Origin of the sequence: Paraburkholderia acidicola (assembly GCF_002362315.1) — a bacterium.
GTDB classification, from domain to species: domain Bacteria; phylum Pseudomonadota; class Gammaproteobacteria; order Burkholderiales; family Burkholderiaceae; genus Paraburkholderia; species Paraburkholderia acidicola.
In genome coordinates this window covers 600,291-619,168 of sequence record NZ_MTZV01000004.1, presented here as the reverse complement: position 1 = coordinate 619,168, position 18,878 = coordinate 600,291, and the positions used below count along the sequence as shown (strand labels likewise).

General features: G+C 63.3%; 20 protein-coding genes. 7 read left to right on the top strand and 13 right to left on the bottom strand.

Annotated elements, in window-relative coordinates:
- Positions 1 to 25: 25 nt before the first annotated feature.
- The gene (gene msrB / locus BWP39_RS12990; protein WP_096720725.1) at positions 26 to 538 is read right to left on the bottom strand and encodes a peptide-methionine (R)-S-oxide reductase MsrB; all 513 of its coding nucleotides are present in this window, start codon (positions 536 to 538) and stop codon (positions 26 to 28) included.
- Positions 539 to 714: 176 nt separating this feature from the next.
- Here msrB and BWP39_RS12985 point away from each other — a divergent pair, with 176 nt between their 5' ends.
- From BWP39_RS12985 to sfnG, 4 genes are all read left to right on the top strand, one after another.
- The gene (locus BWP39_RS12985; RefSeq protein WP_096720723.1) at positions 715 to 1,470 is read left to right on the top strand and encodes a response regulator transcription factor; all 756 of its coding nucleotides are present in this window, start codon (positions 715 to 717) and stop codon (positions 1,468 to 1,470) included.
- Positions 1,467 to 2,969 (top strand): sensor histidine kinase, encoded by a 1,503-nt coding sequence (locus BWP39_RS12980; RefSeq protein ID WP_096720721.1) that lies wholly within the window; start codon positions 1,467 to 1,469, stop codon positions 2,967 to 2,969. The genes BWP39_RS12985 and BWP39_RS12980 overlap by 4 nt, the downstream gene beginning before the upstream one ends.
- A 179-nt stretch (positions 2,970 to 3,148) precedes the next feature.
- Positions 3,149 to 3,643, top strand: coding sequence for a cupin domain-containing protein (locus tag BWP39_RS12975; protein WP_096720719.1), 495 nt, complete (start codon positions 3,149 to 3,151; stop codon positions 3,641 to 3,643).
- A gap of 185 nt (positions 3,644 to 3,828) precedes the next feature.
- Entirely contained in the window at positions 3,829 to 4,929 is a 1,101-nt protein-coding gene (gene sfnG, locus BWP39_RS12970; protein ID WP_096720717.1) for a dimethylsulfone monooxygenase SfnG, read from the top strand.
- 32 nt (positions 4,930 to 4,961) lie between these two features.
- Here sfnG and BWP39_RS12965 read toward each other — a convergent pair whose 3' ends face one another.
- The 5 genes from BWP39_RS12965 to BWP39_RS12950 form a co-directional block, all read right to left on the bottom strand.
- Positions 4,962 to 6,419, bottom strand: a complete 1,458-nt coding sequence (locus tag BWP39_RS12965) for an ATP-binding protein (protein WP_207556791.1) — start codon at positions 6,417 to 6,419, stop codon at positions 4,962 to 4,964.
- Positions 6,400 to 7,083 (bottom strand): response regulator transcription factor, encoded by a 684-nt coding sequence (locus BWP39_RS12960; RefSeq protein ID WP_096720715.1) that lies wholly within the window; start codon positions 7,081 to 7,083, stop codon positions 6,400 to 6,402. The genes BWP39_RS12965 and BWP39_RS12960 overlap by 20 nt, the downstream gene beginning before the upstream one ends.
- A gap of 38 nt (positions 7,084 to 7,121) precedes the next feature.
- Positions 7,122 to 7,958, bottom strand: a complete 837-nt coding sequence (locus BWP39_RS12955; protein WP_096720713.1) for a MipA/OmpV family protein — start codon at positions 7,956 to 7,958, stop codon at positions 7,122 to 7,124.
- Positions 7,959 to 8,115: 157 nt separating this feature from the next.
- Positions 8,116 to 8,283 (bottom strand): hypothetical protein, encoded by a 168-nt coding sequence (locus BWP39_RS31960; RefSeq protein ID WP_170043853.1) that lies wholly within the window; start codon positions 8,281 to 8,283, stop codon positions 8,116 to 8,118.
- Between the two features lie 101 nt (positions 8,284 to 8,384).
- On the bottom strand, positions 8,385 to 9,041 hold the full coding sequence (locus tag BWP39_RS12950) for an HD domain-containing protein (RefSeq protein WP_096720710.1): 657 nt from the start codon (positions 9,039 to 9,041) through the stop codon (positions 8,385 to 8,387).
- A gap of 157 nt (positions 9,042 to 9,198) precedes the next feature.
- Here BWP39_RS12950 and BWP39_RS12945 point away from each other — a divergent pair, with 157 nt between their 5' ends.
- Positions 9,199 to 9,726: a DUF3574 domain-containing protein gene (locus BWP39_RS12945; RefSeq protein WP_235851420.1), complete on the top strand. Its 528-nt coding sequence runs from the start codon at positions 9,199 to 9,201 to the stop codon at positions 9,724 to 9,726.
- A gap of 13 nt (positions 9,727 to 9,739) precedes the next feature.
- On the opposite strand, the gene BWP39_RS12940 is transcribed toward BWP39_RS12945, so the two are convergent.
- The 5 genes from BWP39_RS12940 to BWP39_RS12920 form a co-directional block, all read right to left on the bottom strand.
- Positions 9,740 to 10,036 (bottom strand): 4Fe-4S binding protein, encoded by a 297-nt coding sequence (locus BWP39_RS12940; protein ID WP_096720708.1) that lies wholly within the window; start codon positions 10,034 to 10,036, stop codon positions 9,740 to 9,742.
- Complete coding sequence (locus tag BWP39_RS12935) at positions 10,033 to 10,347, bottom strand: hypothetical protein (RefSeq protein ID WP_096720706.1); 315 nt, start codon at positions 10,345 to 10,347, stop codon at positions 10,033 to 10,035. The genes BWP39_RS12940 and BWP39_RS12935 overlap by 4 nt, the downstream gene beginning before the upstream one ends.
- Before the next feature lie 12 nt (positions 10,348 to 10,359).
- Positions 10,360 to 10,944, bottom strand: coding sequence for an RNA polymerase sigma factor (locus BWP39_RS12930; protein WP_207556790.1), 585 nt, complete (start codon positions 10,942 to 10,944; stop codon positions 10,360 to 10,362).
- A 239-nt stretch (positions 10,945 to 11,183) separates the two neighbouring features.
- Positions 11,184 to 12,278 (bottom strand): adenosine deaminase, encoded by a 1,095-nt coding sequence (gene add, locus BWP39_RS12925; protein WP_096722522.1) that lies wholly within the window; start codon positions 12,276 to 12,278, stop codon positions 11,184 to 11,186.
- Between the two features lie 62 nt (positions 12,279 to 12,340).
- Positions 12,341 to 13,690 (bottom strand): NCS2 family permease, encoded by a 1,350-nt coding sequence (locus BWP39_RS12920; protein ID WP_096722520.1) that lies wholly within the window; start codon positions 13,688 to 13,690, stop codon positions 12,341 to 12,343.
- 94 nt (positions 13,691 to 13,784) lie between these two features.
- Between BWP39_RS12920 and BWP39_RS12915 the strand changes: the two genes are divergently transcribed.
- Complete coding sequence (locus BWP39_RS12915; RefSeq protein ID WP_096720704.1) at positions 13,785 to 14,693, top strand: LysR family transcriptional regulator; 909 nt, start codon at positions 13,785 to 13,787, stop codon at positions 14,691 to 14,693.
- A gap of 9 nt (positions 14,694 to 14,702) precedes the next feature.
- Here BWP39_RS12915 and BWP39_RS12910 read toward each other — a convergent pair whose 3' ends face one another.
- Positions 14,703 to 15,758 (bottom strand): nucleoside hydrolase, encoded by a 1,056-nt coding sequence (locus BWP39_RS12910; protein ID WP_096720702.1) that lies wholly within the window; start codon positions 15,756 to 15,758, stop codon positions 14,703 to 14,705.
- A 2-nt stretch (positions 15,759 to 15,760) separates the two neighbouring features.
- Complete coding sequence (locus BWP39_RS12905; RefSeq protein ID WP_096720700.1) at positions 15,761 to 16,882, bottom strand: porin; 1,122 nt, start codon at positions 16,880 to 16,882, stop codon at positions 15,761 to 15,763.
- A 277-nt stretch (positions 16,883 to 17,159) separates the two neighbouring features.
- Here BWP39_RS12905 and BWP39_RS12900 point away from each other — a divergent pair, with 277 nt between their 5' ends.
- Positions 17,160 to 18,779, top strand: a complete 1,620-nt coding sequence (locus BWP39_RS12900) for an NAD(P)/FAD-dependent oxidoreductase (RefSeq protein ID WP_096720698.1) — start codon at positions 17,160 to 17,162, stop codon at positions 18,777 to 18,779.
- Positions 18,780 to 18,878: the final 99 nt, after the last annotated feature.

Genomic DNA, 18,878 nt, shown 5'->3' with positions numbered 1-18,878 from the left:
TGGGTTTGGGGTGTGCGTCAGGGCTTCAGGTGGCGGCCGGCGTAAAGGTCAGCGCGACGCCGTTCATGCAGTAGCGCAGGCCGGTCGGCCGCGGACCGTCGTCGAATACATGGCCCAGATGGCCGCCACAGCGCACGCAATGCACTTCGCTGCGGCTCATGCCGAACGAGCGGTCTTCGCGCGTGGCGACCGCATGGTCGAGCGGCGCCCAGAAGCTCGGCCAGCCCGTATGGCTGTCGAATTTCGTGCGCGAGGCGAACGCGTCGAGCCGGCACCCCGCGCACGCGAACGTGCCCGCGCGATGTTCGTCGTTGAGCGGGCTGGTGTAGGGCCGTTCGGTCCCTTCCTGGCGCAGCACCATGTACTGGGCGGGCGTCAGCACCCGGCGCCATTCGGCGTCGGTGTGGACCACCGTGAAGGCTTCCGTCGCCGGTGCGGCGGCGGTGGGGGCAGCCGCCAGCCCGCGCCAGCGGGTGAGGGCGAACAGCGCTGCGGCGGCGCTGCCGCCTGACACCAGAAATCGTCTCCTGCCTTGCATGATGCGCTCCTTGCTGGACCCGACGGGTCGATGTCGGCATCGTATGCCCGGCGCGATACCGAAGTCCTCACAGAAAGTTAAATTAAATGTGATACTTCCGCGCGCCGAATTTCTGCACAATGGCAGCCTGTCCCCGTTGTTCCCGCGCGGTTCGCACCGCGCCCGAAAACCCGCATATGGATCAACCGAAGCGCGTACTGATCGTCGAAGACGACGTCGACATTGCCGACGTGCTGAGCCTGCACCTGCGCGACGAACGCTATGAGGTCGTCCACAGCGCGGACGGCAACGAGGGCCTGCGCCTGCTCGAACAGGGCGGCTGGGACGCGTTGATCCTCGATCTGATGCTGCCTGGTGTCGATGGTCTCGAGATCTGCCGGCGCGCCCGCGCGATGGCGCGCTATACGCCGATCATCATCACGAGCGCGCGTTCCAGCGAGGTGCACCGCATCCTCGGTCTCGAACTCGGCGCCGACGACTACCTCGCCAAACCGTTCTCGGTGCTCGAACTGGTTGCGCGCGTGAAGGCGTTGCTGCGGCGCGTCGATGCGCTGGCGAAGGACCTGCGCATCGATGCAGGGACGCTCGAACTCGGCAGTCTGACCATCGATCCGCTCGCGCGCGAAGCGGCCGTCGATGGCCGGCGCATCGAACTGACACCGCGCGAATTCGACCTGCTGTATTACTTCGCGCGCCATCCGGGCAAGGTGTTCTCGCGCATGGATCTGTTGAACGCGGTGTGGGGCTATCAGCACGAGGGCTACGAACATACCGTCAACACGCATATCAACCGGCTGCGCGCGAAGATCGAAGCGGACCCGGCGCAACCGGTCTGCATCCTGACCGTGTGGGGTCACGGCTACAAGCTCGCTGCTGGGCCGAAAGAAGGCGCGAAGGACGCACCCGATGCCACACCGAAGGATGCGCCGTGAATCTGACGCTTACCCAACGGCTGTCGATTGTCTTCGCGGTGCTGCTGCTCGCGTGTTGCGGCGCGTCGGCGTGGCTGCAGATCCGTTCCAGCGATCTGCACGAGAAAGAGGTCGTCCAGGGCCTGTCGCGCGGGCTCGCGCAGCACATCGCGCAGAGCGCACCGCTGATGGACGACAACGGCCTGCGGCCCGACGCGGTGCGACGTCTGTTCAGTCAACTGATGGTGGTGAATCCGAGCGTCGAGGTGTATCTGCTCGACAGCGAAGGTCATGTGCAGGGCGACGATGCGCCGCCTGGTCATCTGAAGCGCGAACAGGTCAATCTCGAGCCGCTGCGGCGCTTTATCGCTGGCGATACGCTGCCGATTCTTGGTGACGATCCACGCAGCGTCGATGGTCGCAAGGTGTTTAGCGCCGCTCCGTTGCGCATGAACGGGCAGGCACCGGCGGGTTATATCTATGTCGTGCTGCTCGGCGAGGCGCACGACGAACTCGCGGCGCGCGTCGCGGCGAGTTCGGTGTTGCGTACGACGTTGTGGTCGATGGCGCTGGTTGCGCTGCTTGGGCTCGTTGCGGGGCTGGTGGCGTTTCGTTTGATCACGCGGCCGTTGCGCCGGCTCACCGAGGCAATGCGGCACTTCGATGCGGACGGCGAACCGCGTGTGCCACCCGTTGCTGTTACATCGGCGGGGACGCCGCGCGCATCGACGGTGGGGCGCGGCGACGAAATCGCGGTACTCGAAGCGGCGTTTGCGCAGATGGCCGAACGCATCGGCGAACAGTGGCGCGCGCTGACGCGCCAGGACCAGCAGCGACGCGAACTGGTCGCCAACATTTCGCACGATCTGCGTACGCCGCTCACGTCACTGCATGGCTATCTGGAGACGCTGTCGCTGAAGTCGGACACGCTCGGCGAAACCGAACGCAAGCGCTATCTGGCCATCGCGCTCGCGCAGAGCGTGAAGGTCGGCGCGCTCGCGCAGGCACTGTTCGAACTCGCGCGGCTCGAATATGGTTTCGTGCAACCTGCGCTCGAAGAATTCTCGCTCGTCGATCTCGTGCAGGACGTGCTGCAGAAGTTCGAATTACCCGCGGAGGCACGCCACGTTCGCTTGCGTGCCGACGTGCCGCTGCGCGTGCCGAACGTCAGCGCCGATCTCGGCATGATCGAACGTGTGCTGACCAATCTGCTCGACAACGCAATCCGCCACACACCCGCTGACGGCACGATCGATATCGCCCTCACGAGCCGCGAGGGCAGGGTGACGGTGACGGTTAGCGATACTGGGCCGGGCATTCCCGAGGCGCTGCGCGAGGGCCTCTTTCAGCGGCCGTTCAGCTCGGGCGGCGCGCATCGCGGCGGTGGGCTTGGATTGCTGATCGTGCAGCGCATGCTGCAGTTGCATCGCAGTGAGATTCGCCTGATCGAACGCGCGGGCCCGGGCACGGCGTTCTCTTTTGAACTGGCTGCAGCGGGTAGCGCAGCCAACGGCGCATGAGTGGCGCCCTCGTAGTCGCGATGTAGACCCTCTATTCCATTCAGACGCGACGCACTACGAATCGCGTGGGCCAAACATCGTTTCTACACGCCAGGCGTCGCAGTAGAATTGCCGCACACCGGCGCGACGAATCGCGTGCGCCTGGGAACCCCACAACATACACATGTCACGGAGACTTCATGGAACGACCCAGTTTCATTCGTCATTGGACCGAGCTGGAGGGCGCGGACGACTCGCACTACACGGGCGATACCGAGCTGATGGCGATCGGCGCACCGCTTGCCAATGCGCTCGGACTCACGCGCATCGGAATTCATCACAACAGGTTGTTGCCTGGACGTCGTACCTCGTACCCGCATGCGGAAAGCGCGGAAGAGGAGTTCGTCTATGTGCTCGAAGGCACGCCGGATGTCTGGATCGACGGTCACCTGCATGCACTGAAGCCTGGCGATTCGGTTGCGTTTCCAGCCGGCACCGGGATTTGCCATACCTTCCTCAACAACACGGAGCATGAGGTCCGTTTGCTGGTGATCGGCGAAACGCCTAAGGATGAAAACCGCATCCGCTACCCGAAGAACGAAGCGCATGAGGCCAAACGTCCTGATCGCTGGATCGACTGGCCGGTACGCGAGATAGGGCCGCATGACGGCAAGCCGACCCGCTATAAGGCGTAAGGTCGCGCGTTTCGCGACTTCAAAGCGAGCCTGACGGGCGCCGCTTCGCGCGTGCCCGTCTATCCGATCGAGCGTCTATTCATAGCAGTTTTTATTGTTTCCCCGCACCTGTTGGCGCCGATACGGTATACGGCAGCCGTTTTCATTCAACAGGAGGTCCGTTCGCGGGCCAGCAGGGAAACCCGATGACAACCGATCATGAACGCGCAGTGAAATTCGCCTACTGGGTGCCGAATGTCAGCGGCGGCCTGGTGGTCAGCAAGATCGAACAGCGCACGAGCTGGGATATCGATTACAACCGCCGGCTCGCGCAAACCGCCGAGCGTAGCGGCTTCGAGTACGCGCTATCGCAGATCCGCTTTACCGCGGGATACGGTGCCGAGTATCAGCATGAATCGGTGGCGTTCAGTCATGCGTTGCTCGCCGCCACCGAAAAGCTCAAGGTCATCGCGGCCATTCTGCCGGGGCCCTGGCATCCGGCCGTGGTCGCGAAGCAGCTTGCCACCATCGATCAACTCACCGGCGGCCGTGTCGCGATCAACGTGGTGAGCGGTTGGTTCAAGGGCGAGTTCACCGCGATCGGCGAACCCTGGCTCGAACACGACGAACGCTACCGGCGCTCCGAGGAATTCATTCGCGCAGTGAAGGGCGTCTGGACCGAAGACGACTTCACGTTCAAGGGCGACTTCTATCGCTTCAACAACTACACGCTCAAGCCGAAGCCGTTGCAGCAACCGCATCCGGAAGTGTTCCAGGGCGGTAATTCGGCAGCCGCGCGGCGCATGGCCGCAGCGGTGTCGGACTGGTACTTCATGAACGGCAATTCGCTTGAGAATCATCGCGCGCAGATCGACGAGATTCGTACGGCCGCCGCCGCGCAGGGACGTACGGTGCGTTTCGGTGTCAACGCGTTCATCATCGCGCGCGATAGCGAGGACGAAGCGCAGCAGGTGCTGCACGATATCGTCCGGCATGCGGATACCGAAGCGGTGCATGCGTTTGGGCACGCGGTCAAACAGGCGGGCAGCGCTTCGCCGGAAGCACAGGGCATGTGGTCGAACTCGAAGTTCGAAGACCTGGTGCAGTACAACGATGGTTTCAAGACCGGTCTGATCGGTACACCCGAGCAGATCGCGCGCAAGATCGTCGCGCTGAAGGCGATTGGCGTCGACCTTGTGCTCGGTGGCTTTCTGCACTTCATCGAAGAGGTCGAGTATTTCGGCAAGCGCGTGTTGCCGTTGGTGCGCGAGCTGGAAGAGGCGGGGGCTACGGCGGAGACTGCGTAAGCGGAACCGCTGATGATTGGCCTGGACGGCGCTTACGCGTCGTCCGAAAACTTCACGACGATACCGGTGCCCGTCCCCAACCGGTTGACTGCAATCCGCCAGCCGTGTGCGATGGCAATCTCACGACAAATCGCGAGACCCAGCCCTGCGCCGTCATGCCGGGCGCCCGGCGCGCGCCAGAATCGTTTGAACAGAAACGGCAGATGCGCGTCATCGATGCCAGGTCCCTCGTCGCGGATCTGGATCGAGCGACCGTCGATAATCATGCGCACGGTGCTGCCAGCCGGCGATACGTTGATCGCATTCTCGACCACGTTTTTCAGCAGGATGAAAAGCGCACTGCGATCTGCCCAGATCGACTGCGCGGCCGCTGCGCCTTCCAGTTGCAGCCCGACATGCAGCGCTTCGGCCTTGCGCGACAGATACGTGAGCACGTCCTGCGCGACTTCGGCGGGATCGATCTCGCCGAAGCTGAAGTTCTGCGCTTCGCTGACTTCCGCCAGATGCAGCAGCTGACGCACCTGCCGCGCTATCAGATCGACTTCCTGTAACAGCGGTTCCTTACCCTGAATGTCACCCTGCAGTTCGATCTGCCCGCGGATCAACGTGAGCGGCGTCTGCAATTCGTGTGCAGCCGACGCGAGAAACTGCTGTTGCACGGTAAAGCCGTTTTCGAGCCGGTCGAGCGCCGCGTTGAACGCGTCGATCAGTGGGCGGATCTCGTGAGGGATGTCGCGTGTCGACAGGCGTGTCGTCAGATTGCGCGGCGTGATGAGTGCCGCGGCATCCGATACTTTGCGCAGCGGCCGGAGTATGCGGCGCAGCGTGATCGTCAGCGACAGCCCGAAGATGATCGTCGCCGCGAGAAACGTCACGTTCACGATGCGCGGGAACGGCTTGATTTTTACTTGTACGCTGATAGCGTTCAGACGTGTGCTCATTGCGGTCTGCACGCGAAATACGGTGCCTGCGTGCACGATCTGCAGGGTGGCGACGTAGAACGGGCGGCCGTCGATCGTCGCTTCGTCGACTGTCGGCGGATGGCCGCTGCGCGGCACGTTGAGCCACGGCGGGCCGCCCGCGTCGGGCGACGCGAGCAACACGGTACCGTGCGTATCGGTCACGCGGTACTTCACTTCGGTTGGCAGCGATTCGAACATCCACGCGGGTGGATCGGTGAGCTGCACGGACACGGGGCGGCCCGCCGCATCGAAGACGAGTCCGTCCGCAAGGTGCCGCACGGCTTCGAGCTGCCCGTGCTGGCCGATCACCTGTTGCGGAAAATTATTCACTGCGTACAGAACGAGCGCGGCGAGCAGGCTCAGGCACACGGCTAGTGCAACGACGCTTGTGATCCACAGTCGCGCCGACAGGCTGTGCACCCAGCGGTGCAGCATCACGACGATAGCCGGACCGGCAAGCGGCCGCGCGGACCGGTCGTCCGTGCGGGTTGGCGGCGCATTCGTGGCGTCAGGCTTCGGCGCCGGCATGCAGTGCGAATCCTGTGCCACGCACGTTGACGAGACGGGTCAGCGCGCCGAGTGTCGTCAGTTTCTTGCGCAAACGATGCAGCGTGACTTCGAGTGCGTTCGGCGTGACCGCTTCGCCGAGACCCCAGGCTGCGTGTTCGAGTACGCCGTGCCTGACCGTGCGCCCCGCGGCATGGATCAGACAGAGCATGATCTGCAGTTCGGCCGGCGCGAGCAGGACTGAATCGGCGCCGCAACGAAGCATGCGTTGTGCGGGGTCGATCGTCACGTCGGCGAACGACACCACCAGCTCGGTCAAGGCCGGCGGTCGGCGCATCAGCGTGCGTACACGTGCAACGAGTTCGCTCATCGCGAACGGTTTGGTCAGATAGTCGTCGGCGCCGCTTTCCAGACCGTCGATGCGGTCGTGCAGCGCGTCGCGCGCCGTCAGCATCAACGCGGGCGTCATGTCGCCGGCCGCGCGCCGCGAGCGCAGTAACGCCAGTCCGTCGCCGTCGGGCAGACCGCGATCGACGATCAGCACCGCGTAGTGCGCGAGGTTCACGCCGTACTCGGCTTCGGAGAGACTGCGAAACAGATCGGCCTCGATGCCCGCCCCCGATAGCGCATCGCGCACCATCGCGGCGAGGCGTTCGTGGTCTTCGATCAGGGCGACTCGCGACATGGCGCTTTGCTCAATTGAACCGGCTCAGTTGAATCGGCTTAGTTGAATCGGTAGAGATAGCCGACGGTCGCCTGCGGAATGAACTTCCTGTCGACAAGCGGACTGTCCGTGATACCACCGCCCAGACGTGCGACACCGATATCGACGGTGGCTGACTGATGCTTGGTGAAACTGTAGTTGAAGCGGGCGCCGAGCGAGACATCGACGGTCGACGTGCCGGTGTAGGCGGGCCGGCCGGGCTGCGCTTCCGATGCGCGAACGCCGTAATAGTAATCGACGTACGTGTGGCTCAACCATTCGGCTCCGACGTGTGGCTCGATTCCGAGCTTGCCGTACTGGAACGACTTGCCGAATTCGATATGCGCCTGTTGCCCTTTGTTCGCGCTCGTCAGGAAGTCGCCAGTTAGCGTGCCGTAGGTGCTCTGCCACGAGAACGCCGGGCCGTACCAGAACGCGCCCTTGCGATCCTGCATGCCGTTCAGGATCGGCGCATCCGATCCGTCGTAGCCGTCGCCGAGCGCGTATTTGCCGCGCAGACTGAAGGCAACGCCGGCCCACTTGCCGATCTTCAGGTCGAGTGTCGTGCCGAGCGCATGCACCCATTTGTCGTCGAAGTAGAAGAGCGGAATCGGCGTGAATTTCGCGCCGTCGCCGGTGTAGGGCTGCTGGCGGTAGCCGGTGCCGGCGCCGAGTCCCCAGTGCGTGACGTTGGTGGCGTTGTTGAGGAGGGTGAAGCCGGAGTCGTCGTCGGTGACGACTGAGGGCGAGGTTTCCACCGACGCGTCAGGCCCGTCGGCCATGGCCGGCGCGGCGTATAGCCAGAGAGAAGCGGCGGCGAGCAGCAAAGGCTGCGCGTGGCGAATGGATCTGTTCACAGTGAAGCTCCGGAGTCGTCGACGCGACCGACTGTAGGGGCGGTCGACTTACTCGCCACTTACTGGCTTGCGGTGCCGCTGTGATGGGGTGCTTACGGGGAGTTACCGTAGAGGTGGTGGTGATTCGGAGCGCGCGGTACACCTTGTCTGCAAGGGCCTATTCGCGCTTCTCTTCGTTTACCGCGGCAATTCGCTCGTTCGACTCGGCGACGAACGACAGCGCATCGTCCAGCGCGTCGTTCGCCTTCCTGGTGGAGGTATTCACGTGCTCGATCAGTACGTCGATGTCCCGTTCATCGTCATTTCGCTCTGTGGTAGCGGCCATTCCTTTGCTCCTGTGTGTAGGCAAATGCCAGACTGCTTCGCGATCCAGTCAAGCTACGTTTGGAACCCGGTAGCTGCTGGGTTCAAACGGGTTCAAACACCTTAAATCTCTTCAGCAAACTCTTCAAGAAACCGTTTAAGCCGCTCCTGCCTGACCGCAGCAAGACGCGCTCCAGTCGCCGTCTGAAATCCCAACGCGAGTTTAAAAAGCTTCGTATGAAAGTGGTCGATCGCGTAGCGCGCGTCGTCGTAAGGCCGTGCCTGTGCGTGCGGATCGTTGAAGTCATACAGCGCACTACCCATTCGCCCAGCCACATAGAAGCAACGCGCGGCGCCGAGCATGCCAATTGCATCAAGCCGGTCCGCATCCTGCACAATCTTCGCTTCGAGCGAGACCGGTGCAATACCCGCCGAATAGCTGTGCGCCTCGACCGCATGCGCGACCGCGCGTACCTTCTGCTCGGGCCAGCCCAGCGCGCTCAGCACGCGTGTCGCCTTTTCCGCGGAGAGTCGCGAGGCCTGCGCGCGCAACGGCGAATTTTTCTCGACGGCAACGCAGTCGTGCAGTACTGTCGACGCCAGCAGGATTTCCGCATCGCCGCCTTCTCCGGCCTGTATCGTGGCTGCGTTCTTCCAGACGCGCTGCAGATGCGAAACATCGTGCGAGCCGTCGCCGTCATTGTCCTTCACGTGTTGAATCAAGGTTTGCGCGAGCGAAGCGAACGGCGCGAACGGCACAAAAGCGGCAGTAGTCGTCATGGCGAATAAAGGCAGAAACGTCGAAGGCGTGATTATCGTCGGGGTGTGCGCAGATCGCCACCCAGGCCACCCACGCAGCCCGCCAGTCGATGTTTCAAATTTATCCGGGTGGCGCTCGTCTGGTTTATCTATCACCTATATGAAAACAGGGAGCAACATGCAGACTCTCCGGATCAAGATGCTGGTCGCATCACTGTCGCTCGCCACGCTCTCGGCGCTCTCCGCCTGCCAGCTGGGCGGCAGCCAGGCCGGCGCAGCCAGCGCCGCAGGCGCGGACACCCAGACCACGAATGCGGCCGCAGCGCCGGTCGGCGCGTCCGACCCGGTCTCGGCGGCGCAACTTTGCCCGAGGGTCAACGGCGTGCAGGAAATTTCCGCCGAACTGCTGTTCGGCCGCAATGTGAAGGGACGTCGGCCGGTTACCGACAAGGAGGTTCGCCAGTTTCTCGCCGATGTCGTGACGCCGCGCTTTCCGGATGGCTTCACCACCTGGAGAACCCAGGGGCAATGGCTCGATAAGGACAAGAACCACGTCACGAAGGAAGACAGCTTCGTGATCCAGATCGTGGCGAGCGGCACGCAGGGCACGCTCGACCATATATCGGAAGTGCGCAGCGCCTATATCAACCAGTTCCACCAGGAGTCGGTCGGGCTGGTGCTCACCGATGCGTGCGCATCGTTCTGAGGTCCGGACTGGATCACTTCATCCGCGCCAGCGTGATGGCGCGCTCGGGACACGCGGTGACGCACAGGCCGCATGAGCGGCAGGCATCGGCGTTCGGCGTGTACGCGACTTTCATACCGTGTACACGCAGCTTGAATCGGTTCATCGCGCCGAGCGCCTCGTAGTCCGCCGTATCGATGCGGCGGATGACGAAGACGTCCTCCGGGCAGACCTCGGCACAATCGCCTTTGCCTTCGCAGCGTTTCAGGTTGACGACGGGGACGATGACACCCGCCGGTTGCTTGCAGACAGCAGCGGATGCGGTGCTCATGTCGGATCTCGCGGCGTATCGTTGCGACCGGACAGCATGCCCTGACGGAATTTCTCGCGTTCTTCCGGCGTCATCTTCTCCCAACGACGCCAGTGCCGCCGACCGCCCCAACCACCGTGCCCGCGGAATCCGCCGAACAGGATGCGGCTCAGCACCAGCAGCCCCAACGCATGCGGGAAGTCGATGATCCGGCCGCTAACGAACAGCGCGGGGACCACCCAGTTCCATAGCAGCATCACCATCCATCCCAGCACCGCGATGCCGATCAGCACCACCAGCGCCTTGGCAAAACATCTCAGTCTGAATTTCATCGACCTGCTCCTTCAAATTTCCAGTTCGTCATACACCGTCTGCAAACGCTTGCGCAGATGCAATACCGCGTAGCGCTTGCGGGCCAGCAACGTATTCACGCCGACGCCGCTAGCGGCCGCCAGTTCCTTGAAACTTTGTCCATCGAGTTCGTGCGCAACGAAGACTTCGCGCTGTTCGGGCGGCAGTTCGTCGAGCGCGTTCTGCAGCGCTTTTAGCAGCACCGAGCGCGCGTAGACGGCTTCGGGCCCGGCATCCTGCGACGGCAGCGCGAGATCGAGGCGGTATTCGCTGTCGTCGTCGCTGTCGGAGCCGCCCGCCATATCGGCGATCGGTAGCTCCTTCTTCTTGCGAAAACGATCGATGATGCGATTGCGCGCGACATGAAACAGCCACGCGCTGGCCTGTTCGATTGGCGCGGGCAGCCGGTACGCCTCTACGAACTCGAAAAAGACGTCTTGCAGGATGTCTTCGGCGTCGCCCGGATCGCGCACGCGCTGCCGGATGAAATTGCCGAGCCGCGCCCGCTCGCGCACCACCGTGGCGGTGATCTCGCTATCTCGTTCGACCATCGGGTCCTGGGTGCGCGGCGGTTCCATGGGGCTGAAGACGATTCGCGAGCGGGAATATTGTGGGCGGCGGGAAAAAACTGTTGAGGTGGGGGAGGCCCGTGCGGGGCCGTTACGGCATGGTATCGCGCCGTGGCCTATCGGGACGTGCCCAGTGTGGGTTCCAGGCCCCGGTGTGTTGCCGCAAGCAGACCGGGGACCCGGGCGGCGTCGTGCCGCATGCCGCGATGCGGCTGCACCGATGGGTTCGGTGAAGGCCCTCTACAGATTCACGGCAACGCTGCAGCCAGCGCGTCGAACTCCGCCGCCCAGGCAGTCCGCCACTGCGCGCGCTGCGATTCGTCGACCCACGCGCCATCGATCCCGTTGAACATAAACTGCCGCAGATCCGCGACACCGAAGCCGAAATGATCGAACATCAGTTGCCAGGCACCGGCCGGGTCGACCTTGTGCAAGGTCGGGTCGTCGGTATTCGGATGGATTTTCAGGCCAAGGCCGGCCATGCGGCGCAGCGGATGCAGCTCGGCCCATTGTTCGGGCGGCAGTGTGCGCAGGTAATAGGAGTTGGTCGGCACCACGGTGAATACAATGCCGCGTTCGGCGCAGCGTGCGGCGAGTGCTGGGTCGTCAACGATCGTGTAGCCATGATCGATGCGGTCGCATTGCAGCAGGTCGACCGCGGTTTCCACGTTGCGGGCGGGCATGCCGAATTCGCCCGCGTGCGCGGTGGTTTTGAATCCCGCCGCGCGCGCGTCGCGATACGCTTCCCAGAACAGTTCCGGCGGACGATCGTTCTCGCGGTAGTCGATGCCGAGTCCCGCGACTTCGTCGGCCCGATGCGCTTTCATCCACGCGACAACCTGGACAGCTTCATCGGGGTCCGCTTCGCGATCGATACTCGGAATGAGCCGTGCGCTGATACGAAAATCGCGTGCGGCGTCGCGGATGGCCGTGACGATCGCGGCCTGCGCATCGGCATAGGCGATCTTCGAGACGCGCACAGTGCCGGTCGGATTCCAGAAGAACTCGCTATGCCGTACGTTCTGCGCGGCTGCGTCCTGCAGATACTCGTAGGCGATCCGGTGCAGGTCGTCGGCGCGCGTGAGCAGGTATTCGTCGAGGGCGCGCAACACGCGCAATACACCGACCGGTTTTTCGCCGCGTGTATAGAACGCGTCGATTTCGCTGCGCGCGATCGGCGCGCCGGTCCGTTCGGCCAGCGCGACGAAGGTGTCGTGCCGCACGGCGCCGAGCAGATGGCAGTGCAGTTCGGCCTTCGGCAGCGCGCGAAAGAAGTGCCGGTGTGCGGGCGTGATAGCGACGCCGCTGCGCGATGCGGGCACGTTACCCAGGGTCTCGTTCATGTCGATGTGGTGCTTGGTAGTGCGGGTCATGCCAAAGTGGAAAACAGTTACGGTACGTTGAGTCAATGCGGTTTGACAACGGTCCAGAAGTAGTAACCGAGCGGCACGGCGAGTACGACGAGCCCCCACGGTACCTCGCGAAAACGTCCAGCCAGCAGCTTCACGAGGACGTAGCAGAGCAGTCCGCCGGCGATGCCGGTGCCGAAACTGTTCGACATCAGCGTGAGCAGCACCATCGAAAGCACGGGCAGCGCATCGGTGAAGTCGTCGAAATGCGTGTGGCGGATCGTGCCGAACATCGACAGGCCGATCAGGATCAGCGCGGGCGCGGTCGCTTCCTTGGGAATGGCGAGTGCAACGGGGACGAACAGCAGCATCAGTGCGAACATCGCGGCCGCCGCCAGCGACGACAACCCGCTGCGCCCGCCCGCTTCGACGCCCGCCGCCGATTCCACCAGCGCAGTCAACGCCGGAATGCCGAGCACTGGGCCGAGCGTTGCAGCAATCGAATCGACGAGAAACGGCCGGTTGATGTTGGGCAGGTTCGCGTGTTCATCGAGCAGCTGCGCCTTGGCGCCGACCGCGAGCGTCGTGCCGAGCGTGGAAAAGAACTCCGACGCAAAGAATACGAACAGGTACGGAATCGCCGACACGGTGAGCGCGCTGGCGATGTCGAGTTTGAACGCGACCGGCGCGATGCTATGCGGCCATGCCATCGGCGCTGCGGGCAGATGCGTGACGCCGAGTGGAATGCCCACAGCGGCCGCGATCAGGATGGCCCACAGGATCGCTCCGGGCACGCGGCGCCCTTGCAGCACGACCGCGGCGGCGAGACCCGCAAGCGCGACGAGCGTGCCGGGCCGTGTGAAGTCGCCGAGCGCGAGCGCGTTGGTCTTCGCGTTGGCGATCACCATGCCCGCGTTGCGAAAGCCGAGCAACGCAATGAAGAGACCGATCGATGCGCCGAGCCCAAGCTTGATCTGCGCGGGAATCAGCCGGACCACCAGGCTGCGCGCGCCGGCCAGCGTCAGGACGAGAAACAGCACGCCCGAAATGAACGCAATGCCGAGGCCGGTCTGCCATGCGACGTGTTCGGTGGCGGCGAGCGTCACACCCAGCACGACCGATCCACCGATCCCCGGCCCCACGATAAACGGCAGGTTCGTGTAGAGCCCCATCAGCACGGTACCCAGCACGAACACGATGATCGTCGCCGTCGTCGTCGCACCGCGTTCCATGCCGCCCGTTGCCAGCAACGAAGGAATCACGACGAGCAGATAAGCGGCTGCGAGAAACGACGTGATGCCAGCGAGCACTTCGGTGCGTACGGTCGTGTTGCGCGCAGCAAGTGCGAAGCGCCGCTCGAGCCATGAGCTACCGCTCCGGTGAGACATCGCGCCAGACGATGACATCGGCGAGTCCTTGTTCAGCATTTAATTTGTCCTGTATCCCGTACTTTGACGCGTTCTATACTCCAACGCATTCTGTCCCGACTGCGCAGGCCTCATGTCCGACCGTTCGTCTCTGTTGCCGGCCCTGACGCTGCGGCAAGTCCAGTACTTCGTCGTGCTTGCGCATGCGCGCAGTTTTACCCAGGCCGCGCAGTCGCTTTCGCTGACGCAACCCGCGCTGACTGCCGCGATCCGGCAGATCGAATTCCTGCTCGGCGGTCCGCTGTTCGCGCGGTCCGCACACCGTCTGACGCTGACCGCTGCCGGTGCCAGCGTGCTGCCGCTTGCCGAACGTCTGCTCAACCAGGCGCGCGGTACCTTCGACGATATGGCGCGCACCTTCGCTGACCGCGTGCAAACGGTGCGCATCGGGCTGATTCCTTCGGTGGCCGGCCGTCTGCTGCCGGCGCTGACCGCATTCGGCACGCGTGCCCGAACCCTGCGCTTCACATTGACCGACCTGCCGAACACCGCACTGATCGATGCGGTGCGCGAGGGCGTCGTCGACCTCGGCATCGGTGTGCACGAGCCAGGTGCCGACGACCCGGTACTACGGTACGACGATCTGTTCGAAGACCAGATCGTCGTGGTGGTCCGGCGCGACGACCCGCTTGCGAAGCACAAGGCAGTCGCGTGGGCGAAACTCGTCGGGCGCGATCTCGCGGTGTTTGTGCGCGGCAGTGTCAGCGAGGCACTGCAACGCACCGGCGGTGCAGAAAACCTGCGGCTCACCGTGAGCTACCGGATGGAATACACCGAGCCGCTCTACGCGCTGGTGCGCAACGGTCTCGCGATCGCGGTATTGCCGAGCCTTTACACGACGCATCTGCACGACCCTGAACTGGTGGCGGTGCGGCTCAACCGGCCGCATGTCGCGCGTGCGATAGCGCTGATTTCTCTGGCGGGCGAGGATCGCGGCCCGCATGTGCGCGGCTGCCGCGAGTGGATCGCCGCGCATATCTGACACGCGCGCTCAGGGCAGACTGGCGATCCTCGCGCGTAGCGCCGCATAGAAACCATCCGCATCGACTTCGTTGATCCACAGCGCGTTCGGCGCGCGGCCGCTGTGCCCGCTCCAGTCGACGACGGTTTCGCCCAGCGTCCATTCGCCGGTCGTCTCGATCTCCACGTTGACCTGCCTGCCCTTGAAGAGCGTCGGATCGATCAGATAACCGGTGGCGGTGGGGTCGTACATCGGTGCTTCTTCGACGCCGTGGCGCGCCTTTTGATACGCCACTTCCGCGGTCATGATGTCCGCGACCACGGTGCCGCAACGCGTACCGAGCGCGCGGAACGGGGCGATCCGCGCGGGCGTGATCGGCGCCTTGACCGCCACATCGCGCGGCAGCACGACAATCGGCACACCGCTCGAGAAGACGATCTGCGCCGCCTGCGGATCGACATAGACGTTGAATTCCGCGGCCGGCGTGATGTTGCCGCGCTCGAAGAACGCGCCGCCCATCAGCACGATGTCGCTCAGATGATCGCGGATGTCGGGTGCTTCGGTGAGCGCGGTGGCGAGGTTGGTCAGCGGGCCGAGTGCGCAGATCGTGACGCTATGCGGCGCAGCCGCGCGCAATGTGTCGATCAGAAAGTTCACCGCGTGCCCGGGTGCGAGCGGGGCAAGCGGCTCGTGCAGCGTGACGCCTTCGAGGCCCGTCTTGCCGTGCACATTGGCAGCGGTAACCAGCTCGCGCAGCAGCGGCCGCGGACAACCGGCGTACACCGGCAGCGTCGTCGTGCGGCCAGCCCAGTCGCGGATGATGCGCGCATTGCGTTCGGTCAGGTCGAGCGGCACGTTGCCGGCCACGGCCGTGAGCGCACGTACGTCGAGCCGGTCGCTTGCGCCGAGCGCGAAGAGAATCGCAATCGCGTCGTCCTGACCCGGATCGGTATCGATGATGACCGTGCGGCGTGGAGTGGAGTTCATGGTGGCGGCCAATGCAGTAGTGGAGAGCAGTGCACCGGCGGCAAGCGCAAGCGAGCCTTTGAGAAACGCACGGCGCGGGAAGTCGTCAGTATCGCTCATAGTCAGAACAGGTGGCGGATGCCGACCGTCGCGATCACCTGGCGCGTACTGGTCGAGCGGGCGTAAGCGAAGATCTGCGCGTATTTCGCGTCACCGGCGGCGAGTTGCCCGATCACCGTCAACGCGACATCGGTGCGCTTCGACAGGAAGTAGTCTGCCTGCAGATTGACCTGATGCCACTTCGGATGCGTGTCGATCACGTCGTACTTGCCGGCGGTATAGCCGTACGCGGCACCGAGAAACAGCGCCGGCGTCAGCGTGTACACGACGTTCACACCGTAGTTCTGCAGATGCAGGTGCGAGTTGTCGAGGTAGTCGTAGTGGACGTCGGTGAACAGCGCCGCGAACTGCGCGCGGCCGATCGTATAGAAGCCGCCGGTGCCGAGGATGCGTTGTTTGCTCGCGAACACCGACGGGTTCGTCGCGCTCTTGTCGAAGATCAGCAGCGACGAGGCATAGTCGTTGGAGATCGCGCCGTCCTGATTCGTGCTGCTGTACGGATGGTTGTACTGCGCGTAGACGGCACTCCAGCGCAGCGGACCGTTCTCGTAGCCGACGCCGAAGCTGTACGCGTTGTTGTTGCTAAAACCCACCGCATTGCTGAAGCCATATTGCGCAGTCACCTTCAGGCCGCGATAGGTGGCGCTCACGTACTTCACCGAGTTCTGGACGCGGATGTCGTTATAGCCGTTGTCGTTGTCGCCGATGTTCACCCCGTTGCTGGCGATGATGACCGGTCCGATGTAGTCGTGAATGGTGTCGTACTGACGACCGAAAGTCAGTGTGCCGTAGTGTTTGTCCGAGAGCCCGACGAAGGCCTGGCGACCAAATTCGCGGCCGTTCTGCGAGGCCGTGCCTGACATTACGTTGAAGCCGTTCTCGAGCTGGAAGATCGCGCTCAGTCCGCCGCCCAGGTCTTCCTTGCCTTTTAACCCCCAGCGCGGGTTCTGGTTGGTGCCGCTCAGCGCCTGCCACGCGTTCTTGCCGCCCTGGTTGGACGCGAAGCCCACGCCCGCGGAAATCAGGCCATAAAGCGTCACGCTGCTTTGCGCACAGGCCGGCGCCGCAGCGGTGGCGGCGAGCGTGCTGAACATTGCCAGCGGAGTGAGCTTGCGGAGTTTCATCGTGGCCCGGGGCAGTGGAAGTGAAGTAACGCGCTGTGACGACAGGACGATGTGACGGCCAGGCGCCGCAATCGACTGACCGGACTATACGAAGCTCGCGCGTATAAAAATAATTTTGTTTTCTTATGAATCGATAGATTGAATTTATTCTTGATGTAACTCGGGGCGCCGCTGAAGCCTGTGCGCTGTGGCGTGCGACCGCTTTCCATTCGAAAACCCGCCGAACCTATAAAATACGGTTTTGCCGCGACTCCCGCGGTGATCGCCCCCAATACACATGCTACGTTTAAGCGAAGTCAAACTCCCTCTGGACCATGCTGAAGCCGATCTGGACGCCGCGGTTCGCGCGCGCCTCGTGGAGCTCGGCGTGGCGGCAGACGGCCTCGTCCGCTACACGGTATTCCGCCGTGCGCACGATGCGCGCAAGCGCTCCGATATCAAGCTGACCTATATCGTCGACGTCGAAGTCAAGGACGAAGCGGCTGCGCTCAAGCGGATCGTCGGCAAACCGCACTGCGCGGTGACGCCTGACATGACGTACCGCTTCGTCGCGCAGGCATCCGGACACACGGATCGCCAGCGTCCGGTGGTCATCGGGATGGGGCCGTGCGGTCTGTTTGCAGGACTGATCCTCGCGCAGATGGGCTTCCGTCCGATCATCCTCGAACGTGGCAAGGCCGTGCGCGAGCGCACCAAAGACACCTTCGGCCTGTGGCGCAAGGGCGTACTCAACCCTGAATCGAACGTGCAGTTCGGCGAAGGCGGCGCTGGAACGTTTTCCGATGGCAAGCTATACAGCCAGATCAAGGACCCGAACCACTACGGCCGCAAGGTGCTCGAAGAATTCGTTAAAGCCGGAGCACCGGAAGACATCCTGTATCTGAGCCGGCCGCACATCGGCACGTTCCGCCTTGTCAGCATGGTGGAAAAGATGCGCGCGACGATTCACGAACTGGGTGGCGAAGTGCGCTTCGAAACCCGGGTCGACGACATTGAAATCGATCAGGGCAAGGTGCGCTCGCTCAAACTCTCGAATGGCGAAACGCTGCGCTGCGACCACGTCGTCCTGGCTGTGGGCCACAGCGCGCGCGATACCTTCCAGATGCTGCACGATCGTGGTGTGTATATCGAAGCCAAGCCGTTTTCGCTGGGTTTTCGTATTGAACATCCGCAGGGGCTGATCGATCGCAGCCGTTTCGGCACGTTTGCGGGCCACAAGCTGCTCGGTGCGGCCGATTACAAGGTGGTTCATCACTGCAGTAACGGGCGGGCCGTCTACAGCTTTTGTATGTGCCCTGGCGGCACAGTGGTCGCGGCAACTTCGGAACCCGGCCGCGTGGTTACCAATGGCATGAGCCAGTATTCGCGGGCCGAGCGCAACGCGAATGCGGGCATCGTCGTCGGCATCACACCGGATGACTATCCGGGCGGTCCGATGGCAGGCATCGCGTTCCAGCGCAAATGGGAAGAGCGGGCATTCGAACTCGGTGGCAGCAACTACAACGCACCCGGTCAACTGGTCGGCGACTTTATCGCTGGCCGGCCGTCGATGTCGCTAGGCTCCGTGGTGCCGTCGTACAAGCCAGGTGTGCATCCCACTGATCTCAGCACGGCGCTCCCCGACTACGTCATCGAAGCGATCCGTGAAGCGCTGCCGCAGATCGATAAAAAGATTGCCGGCTTCGCGATGCACGATGCCGTGCTCACCGGCGTCGAGACGCGCACTTCGTCACCGATCCGGGTTCGACGCAAAGACGATTACCAGAGCATGAACGTCGACGGTCTGTATCCGGCTGGCGAAGGTGCGGGGTATGCCGGTGGGATCTATTCGGCGGCCATCGACGGCATCGAGGTAGCGCAGGCGCTCGCACTTAATCTGGCGTCGGCGCACGCTTGACGGGCATCTCGCTCTGCTTGACGGGTGATTGGGGTGATTGGCAGAAACTGAAGGTTGGTTGTCTTTCTTGCCATCGGCGGGAATGGTCCAATCGTCTCA

What these genes read in the sequence shown, in the direction of transcription:
- msrB (WP_096720725.1), bottom strand. Translation starts at nt 538, where the DNA reads ATGCAAGGCAGGAGACGATTTCTGGTGTCAGGCGGCAGCGCCGCCGCA.
- BWP39_RS12960 (WP_096720715.1), bottom strand. Translation starts at nt 7,083, where the DNA reads ATGTCGCGAGTCGCCCTGATCGAAGACCACGAACGCCTCGCCGCGATG.
- BWP39_RS12930 (WP_207556790.1), bottom strand. Translation starts at nt 10,944, where the DNA reads ATGGAACCGCCGCGCACCCAGGACCCGATGGTCGAACGAGATAGCGAG.
- add (WP_096722522.1), bottom strand. Translation starts at nt 12,278, where the DNA reads ATGAACGAGACCCTGGGTAACGTGCCCGCATCGCGCAGCGGCGTCGCT.
- BWP39_RS12935 (WP_096720706.1), bottom strand. Translation starts at nt 10,347, where the DNA reads ATGAAATTCAGACTGAGATGTTTTGCCAAGGCGCTGGTGGTGCTGATC.
- BWP39_RS12975 (WP_096720719.1), top strand. Translation starts at nt 3,149, where the DNA reads ATGGAACGACCCAGTTTCATTCGTCATTGGACCGAGCTGGAGGGCGCG.
- BWP39_RS12965 (WP_207556791.1), bottom strand. Translation starts at nt 6,419, where the DNA reads ATGCCGGCGCCGAAGCCTGACGCCACGAATGCGCCGCCAACCCGCACG.
- BWP39_RS12900 (WP_096720698.1), top strand. Translation starts at nt 17,160, where the DNA reads ATGCTACGTTTAAGCGAAGTCAAACTCCCTCTGGACCATGCTGAAGCC.
- BWP39_RS12915 (WP_096720704.1), top strand. Translation starts at nt 13,785, where the DNA reads ATGTCCGACCGTTCGTCTCTGTTGCCGGCCCTGACGCTGCGGCAAGTC.
- BWP39_RS12940 (WP_096720708.1), bottom strand. Translation starts at nt 10,036, where the DNA reads ATGAGCACCGCATCCGCTGCTGTCTGCAAGCAACCGGCGGGTGTCATC.
- sfnG (WP_096720717.1), top strand. Translation starts at nt 3,829, where the DNA reads ATGACAACCGATCATGAACGCGCAGTGAAATTCGCCTACTGGGTGCCG.
- BWP39_RS12950 (WP_096720710.1), bottom strand. Translation starts at nt 9,041, where the DNA reads ATGACGACTACTGCCGCTTTTGTGCCGTTCGCGCCGTTCGCTTCGCTC.
- BWP39_RS31960 (WP_170043853.1), bottom strand. Translation starts at nt 8,283, where the DNA reads ATGGCCGCTACCACAGAGCGAAATGACGATGAACGGGACATCGACGTA.
- BWP39_RS12985 (WP_096720723.1), top strand. Translation starts at nt 715, where the DNA reads ATGGATCAACCGAAGCGCGTACTGATCGTCGAAGACGACGTCGACATT.
- BWP39_RS12910 (WP_096720702.1), bottom strand. Translation starts at nt 15,758, where the DNA reads ATGAGCGATACTGACGACTTCCCGCGCCGTGCGTTTCTCAAAGGCTCG.
- BWP39_RS12920 (WP_096722520.1), bottom strand. Translation starts at nt 13,690, where the DNA reads ATGTCATCGTCTGGCGCGATGTCTCACCGGAGCGGTAGCTCATGGCTC.
- BWP39_RS12905 (WP_096720700.1), bottom strand. Translation starts at nt 16,882, where the DNA reads ATGAAACTCCGCAAGCTCACTCCGCTGGCAATGTTCAGCACGCTCGCC.
- BWP39_RS12945 (WP_235851420.1), top strand. Translation starts at nt 9,199, where the DNA reads ATGCAGACTCTCCGGATCAAGATGCTGGTCGCATCACTGTCGCTCGCC.